Source organism: Nocardia sp. NBC_01377, assembly GCF_045040005.1.
Taxonomy (GTDB): Bacteria; Actinomycetota; Actinomycetes; order Mycobacteriales; family Mycobacteriaceae; genus Nocardia; species Nocardia noduli.
This window is the reverse complement of record NZ_CP109567.1, coordinates 526,637-536,142: the sequence shown is the minus strand read 5'-3', so window position 1 is coordinate 536,142 and position 9,506 is coordinate 526,637. Positions and strand designations below refer to the sequence as shown.

Annotated in this window: 8 protein-coding genes; all 8 read right to left on the bottom strand. The window is 67.5% G+C overall.

Annotated elements, in window-relative coordinates:
* Nucleotides 1-225: 225 nt before the first annotated feature.
* A complete protein-coding gene (locus OG225_RS42900) occupies nt 226-954 on the bottom strand; it encodes a hypothetical protein (protein WP_331758282.1) in 729 nt (242 codons plus the stop codon).
* Nucleotides 955-1,108: 154 nt separating this feature from the next.
* Entirely contained in the window at nt 1,109-1,666 is a 558-nt protein-coding gene (locus OG225_RS42895) for a hypothetical protein (protein ID WP_405183624.1), read from the bottom strand.
* 247 nt (nt 1,667-1,913) lie between these two features.
* Nucleotides 1,914-3,140: an NADAR family protein gene (locus OG225_RS42890; protein ID WP_405183623.1), complete on the bottom strand. Its 1,227-nt coding sequence runs from the start codon at nt 3,138-3,140 to the stop codon at nt 1,914-1,916.
* Between the two features lie 813 nt (nt 3,141-3,953).
* Nucleotides 3,954-4,688: a hypothetical protein gene (locus OG225_RS42885; protein WP_331758274.1), complete on the bottom strand. Its 735-nt coding sequence runs from the start codon at nt 4,686-4,688 to the stop codon at nt 3,954-3,956.
* 154 nt (nt 4,689-4,842) lie between these two features.
* Entirely contained in the window at nt 4,843-5,379 is a 537-nt protein-coding gene (locus OG225_RS42880; RefSeq protein WP_331758272.1) for a hypothetical protein, read from the bottom strand.
* Nucleotides 5,380-5,567: 188 nt separating this feature from the next.
* Nucleotides 5,568-6,413, bottom strand: a complete 846-nt coding sequence (locus OG225_RS42875) for an NADAR family protein (RefSeq protein ID WP_331758270.1) — start codon at nt 6,411-6,413, stop codon at nt 5,568-5,570.
* Between the two features lie 314 nt (nt 6,414-6,727).
* Entirely contained in the window at nt 6,728-7,303 is a 576-nt protein-coding gene (locus OG225_RS42870) for a hypothetical protein (RefSeq protein ID WP_405183622.1), read from the bottom strand.
* A gap of 81 nt (nt 7,304-7,384) precedes the next feature.
* Nucleotides 7,385-9,214 carry a hypothetical protein gene (locus tag OG225_RS42865; protein WP_331758266.1) on the bottom strand — a complete coding sequence of 610 codons (1,830 nt, stop codon included), beginning with the start codon at nt 9,212-9,214 and terminating at the stop codon, nt 7,385-7,387.
* Nucleotides 9,215-9,506: the final 292 nt, after the last annotated feature.

Sequence of the window (9,506 nt, the reverse complement as noted above, 5' to 3'; positions counted from 1 at the left end):
CACGTTGGCGCGTTAGTGAAGCGACCAAAACACCGGAATGGCGGCAAGATTGAGTAGCGAGATGACAACGGATCAGGGTGCCCGCGGAATCGACTTGGTACCAGTGCTGTAGGGCGTGGGCAGAGGTCCACGCCGCTCACGCTCGCCCAACTCGCTGCTCGCCGCGCTGCTCGGCGGCGCGCCCCGCGGACTCGTCATCGCGGGGCGCTGCCGTGACGCGGCCGGTCAGACCGGCGCGTCGACCGGGATCAGTTCCTCGCGCTCCTCGAGCTGGGCGAGGATGTGCGCGGTGACGAGGCGGTTGATTTCACCGTCGGCGATGTCGCCGACACGGGTGAGGTTGACGGTGCCGGTGGCGTGACCGTATCCCGGAACGGGCACGGTGATGTGTTTGGACTCGGGTGGCAGGTACCCGCCCAGGCCGATTTCGCGGAGCGCGCGTTCCATTTCGGGGCAGTATCGGTTGTTGTAGCCGTGCTGAAGGATCGCTCGGATGGTGGTGCGTCGTGCGGTTTCGACTTCTGGTGAGCCGGCGGCCGGGTAGGGAGTGGTCCAGTTTCCCCATTCGGTGACGATCGCGCGGACGTCGACGGCTTTGGATCGTTGTTTTACCGGCTCGGCGGTGACTTCGCCGTCGAAGATGGTGCCGATGAACTGCTCGACCGTTCCGCTCAGTTCGTTTCGGACGGCCCGCGCTACGGCGTTGAGGTCGGGTGTGGTCGAGGCGGTGTGGATGTCGATCTCGATCGTGGTCGACAACGCTTGGTGGAACTTGTCGAGGTCGACGGAGAATGCGCGGCTGATGGCGGGCAGGTAGTCGCCGAGTCCGGCGGCGGTGAGCGCGGAGCGGGCGAGCTCGTTGTATTCGCCCCAGTTCAGCGCACGGGCGACGAGGATGCCCTGGTCGGTTTCGACGTCGGCGACGGTGGTGGTTTCGAGGGTGCTGGCGGTCATGACTGGTTCCGTTCTCTCGCTCGGGAGTTGGGGTGATGGTTTCGGCGTGCGCCGACACAGATCGGGTCGGCCGATGCGTGGCGCTGACCGGCCGGGCCGTGTCCGCCCTTGGTTGCTGGCGGACACGGCCCGGGTTCCGGGTGTTGCGGTGGTGTCAGGAGGCCGGGGCGGTGACCGGCTCGTCGGTGGTGGGCAGGGGGGAGCGGTCGACCAGGAGGGCGCGGACGACCGCGAGGACGGTGTCGATCAACGCGTCCTGTTGGATGTCGCCGGTGCGGGTCAGTGGGGCGTCGACGATGACCCGTTTGATGTCGAGGTCGATGGCGACCCTTTTCGACGTCGGCGGAAGGTAGGCGGTGAGTCCCAGTTCACGGAGGGCGGTTTCGACGATGCGGCCGTATCCGTGGTTGTCGGCGATCGTCAGGGCCGTGCTGGCGAACCCGCGACGGAACTGTTCGATTTCCTCCGACCCGGCCTGCGGGTAGGGGCTGTCGTGGTCGCCCCACCGGCTGATGACGGACGCGACGTCGAGCGGTTCGCCGGCGATCGTCACCGAGTCCTGTCCGCTGTGACCGGGCAGGACGGCGTCGATTCCGGCAGTGCGGAGGATGTCGGCCACGAGACGCGTGTCGGCGGAGTAGGTCCCGGAGTTGACGATGCGGGCGAGGAGGATGGTCTTGTCGGTGGGAAGGTCGTTGACCGTTGTGGTCACTGAGTGCCTGCTTTCTGTGTCGGTTCGCGGTGTGGTGCCGTCGGGCACACCCGGCGGCCGGTAGCCGGGGGCTACAAGTCGCTGGCTGGGTCGGTCGGCGCTGGTCTGTGGAGGGGGTGGGCTGATTCGCCCGCGATGGCCCGGGGTGGGGCGATGACTGTGTGGCGCGGTGCCCCCCTGCATCGACCTGTCTGGATGGCAGGCAGATGCAGGGGTTCGCGTATCGCGCTCTGGTCGGCTGCGGGTGTCAGGCGGCCAGCGGGGTGTAGGACATCGCGATGGTGGTGGTGCGGGTTTCGAGGTTGACGGTGATGACCGGCATGCCGGGGCAGTAGCGGTTCAGTGCGGTGACGGTGCCGCCGGAGGTACGGCGGGGGTCACGGACGCAGACCACCGCGTCGACGTCGCCGATCAGGAGCTGGTTACGCAGGTCCAGGTCCCGGTAGACGTCGCTGTCGCTGTCGCCGACCATGACGTGGCGTGAGAGCCGTGAGCAGATCGCGGCGTGTTCGGCCTTCGACTGGGTGTTCCATCGCGAGTTCTGCTGCGGGAACGGCTGATAGCCCCACAGTTCCAGTCCGGCGCGGTCGGCGGACTGGGCCCACCACTGGTCGGCTCCGACGGCCAGGCCGGTCGCCGCGATCCGGGTGTCGTGGGCGTCGCGCAGTTTCACCGCGACCCGGTCGAGTTCGGCGCAGGCCCAGCCGCGGGTGTCGGTTTCCATCCGAAGTGGCGGATTCCTACGAGAAGTGGCGGATCGGTGGCGAGTTCTCACTCGAAGTGGCGAACCACAGGTCACGGACCGCGCTGCACACCGCGGCCGGTGCGCTGATCCAGGAATCCGCCAGATATCCCGAGAAGAAATGAGGACGACATGACCGATGCAAGTGGCGAACCGCAGGTCACAGTGGGCGAGGCCCGCCAGATAGCTCGAGAAGTGACAGCGGGTGTCAGGGGCGATGAACTGGGGCCGGTGCCCGGTCACCGCGGCGCGGGGCCAGCGGGTGGGTGGGTGTCCGGCGAGTTCGTCCCGCAGCTCCATGAGCAGGCGGCCGAGCATGTTCACACCGACCGGTGTGCGGACTCCGGGGATCAGGGCCCGTCCCCAGAAGCGGTCGCCCCAGGTGTTTCCCTCGATCAGGAGTGCGTCGCCGGTATCGAGGAGCCGCTGGGTCAGTGCCGGGTCGCCGGTGAACTTCGCGCGCAGTATCGCGCGCATCGCCGAGATCCGGACGGTGTCCCAGTTCGGGCGCAACGTGACTCGGCCGCCGAGCCGTTTCGCCTCGCCGGGGGAGCCCGCGGCGATGATGCGGTCGATCGCCGAGGTGTCGGTGGTCTTCGCTGCGGCGTAGGCGTGTTCGGAGGTCGGGTAGAGGCGTCCGTCGAACTCGACGGGGTGTTCGCCGAAGTTCGACAGGAAGCGGTAGGGGCCATCGAAAGTGTCGATGACCCCAGTGATCGGGTGAGATGCCATGTCGTCTGCCATTCGCCAGAGGGATGTCGGATCCTTGTGGCGGACGGCGCGATCCAAGCGCAACGCGCGGGTGATCAAGAGCAGGGACTCGGATCAGCGCCGTAGGGCGGTCAGGGCGTGACAGTTGCCCCGGTGGCTCACCCGGGGTTCGGCAGGTGTTCGCCGGACCCCCAGGGCCGACAGGATGGTTGTTCGGTCAGAAGGGCGGCTCGTCGTCTCGCGGATATCTTGTCGTGTCCGGCGCGGGGCGTTGTTCCCCGTAGCGGACGGCCGACCATGCGAGATCGATATCGACCGCATCGAGTTCAGGTTCCAGATCCGTCGGTGCGGCTTCGGTGTTTGACGGCGGTGGCGGTGGAAGGAGGGAAACCACCGTGTTGTCGGCGGGGGCGGCGTCGCACAGGGTCCATCCCACGTGGTCGCAGGTATAGAAGCGATCGCCGATGGCTACGAGGTCACCGACTGACAGCGAGCGGTGCGGCGTTCGGTAGTAGGCGGTGGAGTGGGGGCTGGGCAGTTGCCCGTTGAATAGGTCGAATTGATGCTCGAGGATCTTCTCTTCGGACGTTCCGGCCGGGTGGGGGATGTGCGGAGGGGAGGTGTAAGGGGAGAAAGAGGAGGGGAGGGGTGTGGAGGTAGTAGAGAGGGAAGATGTGGGCGGAGTGGATGTGGTGGATTCCTCGGTGTAGTGCAGGGTTGTGGCGCAGCTAACCGATCTCCAATCGCCTGGCCGGATTTCGTCGACGCCGCACCGCGGCGACGTTTCGGCCGCTGGTGCACGAGCGCGCGGACCCGTGCACCAGCGGCCGCGGATCATGAAGCCGGGGTGTCGACGTAGGTGATCGAATCGGCTTCGCAGAGTTTGGCGGCGATGTGCCTGCTGACGGTGTCACGGAGCAGTTCGGGGGTCACGTCGCCGGTGCGTGTGAGTTGGATCGTTTCGGTGATGGTGCCGAAGCCGGGCACGGTCACGGTGATCTGTTTGGTCTCGGGGGGCAGGTAGGCTCCCAGGCCGATTCGTCGGAGGGTGCTTTCGACCTCCTTGCAGTGCCCGGCCTGGATGGCGTGTTCGATGAAGGTGCGGATGATGCTGTGGCGGAAAGCGATGACCTCGGGCGATCCGGCTTCGGGGTAGCGCGTGTCGTATTTGCCCCACGTGGTGGTGACGGCCTCGATGTCGACGGTCTGGCCGTGGTCGGTCGGTTGTGCGGTGAGTGTGCCGTTTTCGATGGTGGTGAGGAATCGGTTGACGTGGGTGTCGATGTAGTTTCGGGTCGCCTCGGCCACGTCGTATCGGTCGGGTGTGGTTGTGCGGGTGTAGATGAAGATCGACGCGGGTTCGGTGAAGTGGGTGGCCAGTTCATCGAGCGTGACGGTGTACGGGCGACGGGCGCTGGGCATGAGCCCGGCCAGACCGGTCGCCGCGAGGAAGGTTTCGGCGCGGTCGCGGTATCCGTTGTGCTCGGTCCATCCGGCGATGCGGGCGACGAGGATGTGTTTGTCGGTGGTGACGTCGTCGACGGTCAGGGCGGTGGCGGCGGTGGTCATGACGTGCTCCGTATCTGCTCTGTGGTGTCCGCTGGGCGGGGATTCTGTGCCGGTCCGGCACATTCCTCGGCCCGCGCACGCTGAGGGATGCGCGGGCCGAGGGACGATGTCGGTGTTTGCGGTGGCGAGGTGTCTGTAGGCCGGGGCAGGACTGTCAGAACGGGGGCCGGGTGATCGGTAGTGGGGAGCGTCGCTCGATGTCGGCGTGGACGGCGGTGAGGATGCGGTCGAGCAGTTGGGTGTCGTCGAGTCCTCCTGATCGGTTCAGGGGCACCTCGACGGCGAGTGAGGTGATGTCGATAGCGACGTCGACCTTTTCCGAGGTCTGCGGCATGTACCAGGTGAGTCCGAGCTCACGCAGCGCCGATTCGACCGCGTCGCCGAGCCCGTGGGTGTCGGCGAGGGTGAGCGCGGTCCTGACGAAAGTCCATCGGACCTTGTCGATATCGGCTGAGCTGGTCGGCGGGAAGTTGGTGCTGGGGCGGCCGTAGGTGGTGAGCAGGGCTGCGGCGTCGACCGGTTGGTCGTCGGCGGGGATGCCCGAGGTGCCGGGAAGCAGGGTGTGGAGGCCGAGGGCGGTGAGCAGGACACCGGCGACGCGCGGGTCGCGATCAGGGATCCCGGAGTCGATGAGCCGTGCGACCAGGACGCGTTTGTCGGTGGGGAGGTCCTCGACGGAGGGGCGGGTCATAGGAAGGTGTGCTCCTGATAATCGCGGGGGACGGTAGATCTGGTGCGCGTCGGGCACACCCAACGACCGGCGGCGGGGTGCCGTCGATCGTGGGCTGTGTCGGTCGAACATCAGTGGGGCCGAATGCGTCGGGCGGACAGTGCCGCGCCGCCGATCGTGATGGTCGGAAGGCGCGGGAGGTGGCGCTGTTACGCGGCGAGTGCCGGGCTGTAGGAGGGGGTGAACCGGGTGGTGCGTTCGGCGAGGTCGATGGTGATGACCGGCATGCTGGAGCAGTAGCGGCGCAGTGCGTTCACTGTTCCGCCGCGGCTGCGGGTCGGGTCGAGAACGCAGATGACCGCGTCGGCGTCGCCGATGAGCACCTGGTTCCGGTAGTCGAAGGCCCGGTTACGGTCGTGACCGGAGTGGGCGACCAGGACGTGACGGGTCAGCTGTTCGCAGATCTCGCTGTGGTGGGCGCGGCGGGCGGAGTTCCAGTCTGTGGTGGTGGTCTGTTCGGGGAAGGGCTGATAGCCCCACAGGTCCAGTCCGGCGGTGGCGGCGGCGTCGGCCCACCACAGGTCGGCTCCGGTCGCGAGTCCGGACAGCCCGAGCTGGGTGCCGTGCTCGTCGCGCAGCTTTATCGCGAGCCGGGCGAGTTCGTCGCGGACCCAGGGGTGCAGGTCGGCGTCGATGAGATGTTCACGGTGCCCGGTGGCCGCGACGCGTACCCACCGCTGTGCGTCGTGCCCGGCGAGCTCGCTACGCAGCCGCATCAGGCTGCGGCCGAGCCAGTTATGGCCTACCGCGGTCGCGAGTCCGGGGCGCAGGACGCGGCCCCAGTAGTCGTCGCCCCACGTGTTTCCCTCGATCAGCAGCGCGTCGCCGGTGTCGAGCAGGAGCTGGGTGAGGTCGGGGTCGCTGGTGAATTTCGCGTGCAGGATCGCGCGCATGTACAGGACACGGTCGCGGTCCCAGTTCGGCCGCAACGGGGCGCGGCGGCCGAGCTGTTTCGCTGTCTGGGGGTGGGGGCGGCGAGGATGCGCCCGATCCACTCCCGGTCGGTGGTCTTGACCCCTGCGAATGCGTGTTCGGAGGTCGCGCAGTCGAATCCGCGGAACTGGAGCGGATGGGGGTAGAAGTTCGAGAGGAAGCGGAAGGGGCCGTCGAAGGAATCGATGACCACCGCTGAAGTGGAGGGAGACACGGTACCTGCCATTCACCGGAGTGGGGATATTCGGTCCGGGTGGTGGTGGGTGGCGGTCGGTTACGCGAGTTCGGTTACGCGACCGTACGGCAGGAACGTCGTCGGGTGCACTGTGGGAGCGGGATGGGCCTACTCCCACAGAGGGGGTTCACGTGCGGCCGGTCAGAAGTAGGCGACGGCGGATTCGAGGTCGACCGCAGCGTCGAGGTCGCAGCTGCGGCGTAAGAGCGCGGCCAGCAGCGATTCCCAATCGACTTCGCCGGTCGCGTCGGCGCGTGCCAGGACGGTCACGGCACCGGCCTCGGGCAGCGTGAGGCTCAAGGGTGCGAGTTGTCGTTGTGCGCCGAGCCCGGCGACCGCGCAGCGCGGCGGCAGGGCAGAGGCGTCGGCGTCGGGAAGTGTGCTGTCGAGCGGAGTCCATCCGAAGTTGTCGCAGCGATAGAAGCGATTGTCGAGGCCGACGACGTCACCGCTGGACAGTGACCGGTGACCGGCCGCGTAGTAGAGGTCGGCGTGTACCGACGGCGTCTGGTCGTTGAACGTCGTGAACTGGGTGTCGAGGATGTCCTGGTCGGTCGCGTCGGCGGGGTGGCTGCGGTCACTGTAGGAGTAGGCGTCGACGAAATCGACCGACAGGTCGTAGCTGGTGTCGCCGAAACTGCGGGCGTTGAGCAGGATTCGGATCCTCACGCCCGTGGCGGAGGCTGCGGTGTCGGTCGGGGTCAGGGTGCTGGGCACAGGAACTCCTGAAAGGACGAGAAGGGATTGCGGGTCGCGGGCGTCTGCGGTGGACGCCCGCGACCCGGGTTACGGCTTCGCTCAGACAGCTACGCTCTGGCGGGCCGGGGGAACGGTGACGATTCCCAGGTGGACGCAGCACGCGGTGCAGCGGCCGTTGTGGATGTCGACCGCCTTGTCCTCGTGGCAGGTGCGGCAGCGGCTGCGACGCTGGCCTTCACCGATCACCGGACCGTGCTTCGGTGCACGGCGCGGCTTCGGCGCGGCGTCGAGGTCGACCACCTCCAGCGGTGTCTTGCCGAACTCGGGATCGATGTACGCGCGGATGAACGGCACCGCCGGATGACCCCTGTGCGCGCGAGCCACCCGGTCGAGGATGTAGTCGGAGCTGCCCGGGTAGCGGTGCATGAAGTAGGCGCTACGGGCCATCACCACTTCGGCGGGACCGGTTCCTTCGGGCAGGGCGGGCATTCCGGGGTGGCCGTCGGCGCGGCAGACCGGGCACAGCCCGTCATCGCTGCGCCAATCCCCGTCGATGTGATGCTCCGCGGCACGGATCATCGACGCGGGGCGCTCGATGAAGCAGGACACGCACGGCCAACCATTCAACGGCGCTTCGGCGGCCCGGTCGTAGTCGAGATCGTTCCCGTTCTGCTGGAACGGTTCACGCTCGTCGGCGATGATCCGGATCTTCGTGCGCTTCTCGGCGACGCGGTGGCTGTAGTCGTCGGAAACGACACGCTCACCGTCGAGGACCGTGGCAGCGTCGAACTGTCCACTGACGAAGTCGACGTAGACACCATCCCACCACCGGCGTGCCTGTTCGGCATCGACCACCCGAGCACGGCGCACCTTACGTGGTGTCTCCTCGCCCGACCGTGCCCGCTTGCGGGCTTCCAGTTCGGCTTCGACGAGATAGATCCGCTCACGGTCCTCGAGATAGTCGAGGCCCGCCTTCTCGGCCGCCGCGGCCTGGTAGTCCTGGAACGCTTCGGCATCGAAGTAGCCTGCGACCTTGGCCAGTCGCGCGTTCGCGCGCCGACGGGCAGCGCCCTTCTGGCGGTGTTCGGCGAGTCTGGTCTGCTGTTCGATGTACTCGCCGCGCCGCGGCGCGGCGGTCCGGGCAGTCGGGCGGGGTTTGGGCTGCCGCTGCTCGGGCCGGTACCGGTCGCGGACCGCGGGTGTCTGCCACATGTTCGCGTCGATGCCGCGCGCGATGGTGTCGCGGTTGGTCAGGTCCGGATCGGTGGGCTGATACAGCTGCGGGTCTTCGGTCGGCACGCACGCGTCGAAGTGGACGAGATCGTCGGGGTGGCACAACATCCGCAGCTTCGCGATTTCGGCGCAGGCCTGATCGAAGGGACGCTCGCTGAGATGGTCGATGATCCGGGCAAGGACCCGGTTCAACCGTCCACGCTGTTCGGGCCCGGTGATCCTCGGCAACATCGCGTGCGGGTTCCATGGCGCGGCCGGTGGGGTCTCGGGCGCGGTGCTGGACTCGACCGGGTCGGTTTCGGCGAGCGTGTCGGGTTCGCTGTGCGGGTCGCTGAGACGCAGCGGGGCCCCGAACAGGTGCGGATTGCTGAACCGACGCGGGTCGTCGTCGGCGAACCCCGGCTGCACCGGCGGCAGCAGGGCAGCGAGCTGCCTGCCGCGAGGAGTGTCACGTTCGGCGATGCGGTGAAGTCCACGCGCCGCACTGCGCGGACGGTGCTTGGTGAACACGTCTACCAGGTAGACCAACAGTTCGCGGTCTTCCTCGGTCGTGAACGCGAGCGCGGCCAGCCCCTGGCGGCGAAGCGCGTCACGGTTACGGGCCAGGTCGTACTCTTCGTCGATCAAGCGCAGCACGTCGAGGAACGACACGGCTTCGGTTTCGGCTTCGGCTTCGGACAACACTGTTTCGGACAAGGCGATATTCCTGTCTGGCGATATGCGAAAGCACCCCACGCGCGAAGCGGCAATCTCCAACACGAGGGGTGGGCGGCTGGTCGGGCGACCCGCCTGAGGGCGTGAAGCCAGTTCGCACGGCGACACGCGGGAGGGAACACGCCATCAGGGCGGAGACGAATTTCCCGCGCTGACAACACGACCGGCGCCAGCGATCGATGGCGTCGCGCCGGGGAAATTCGTGTCCGACCGGCGTGGGCCCGTACGCGTGGCGCTGGGCGAACTGGTAGCCCTCGGGAAGGCGGGGCGCTCG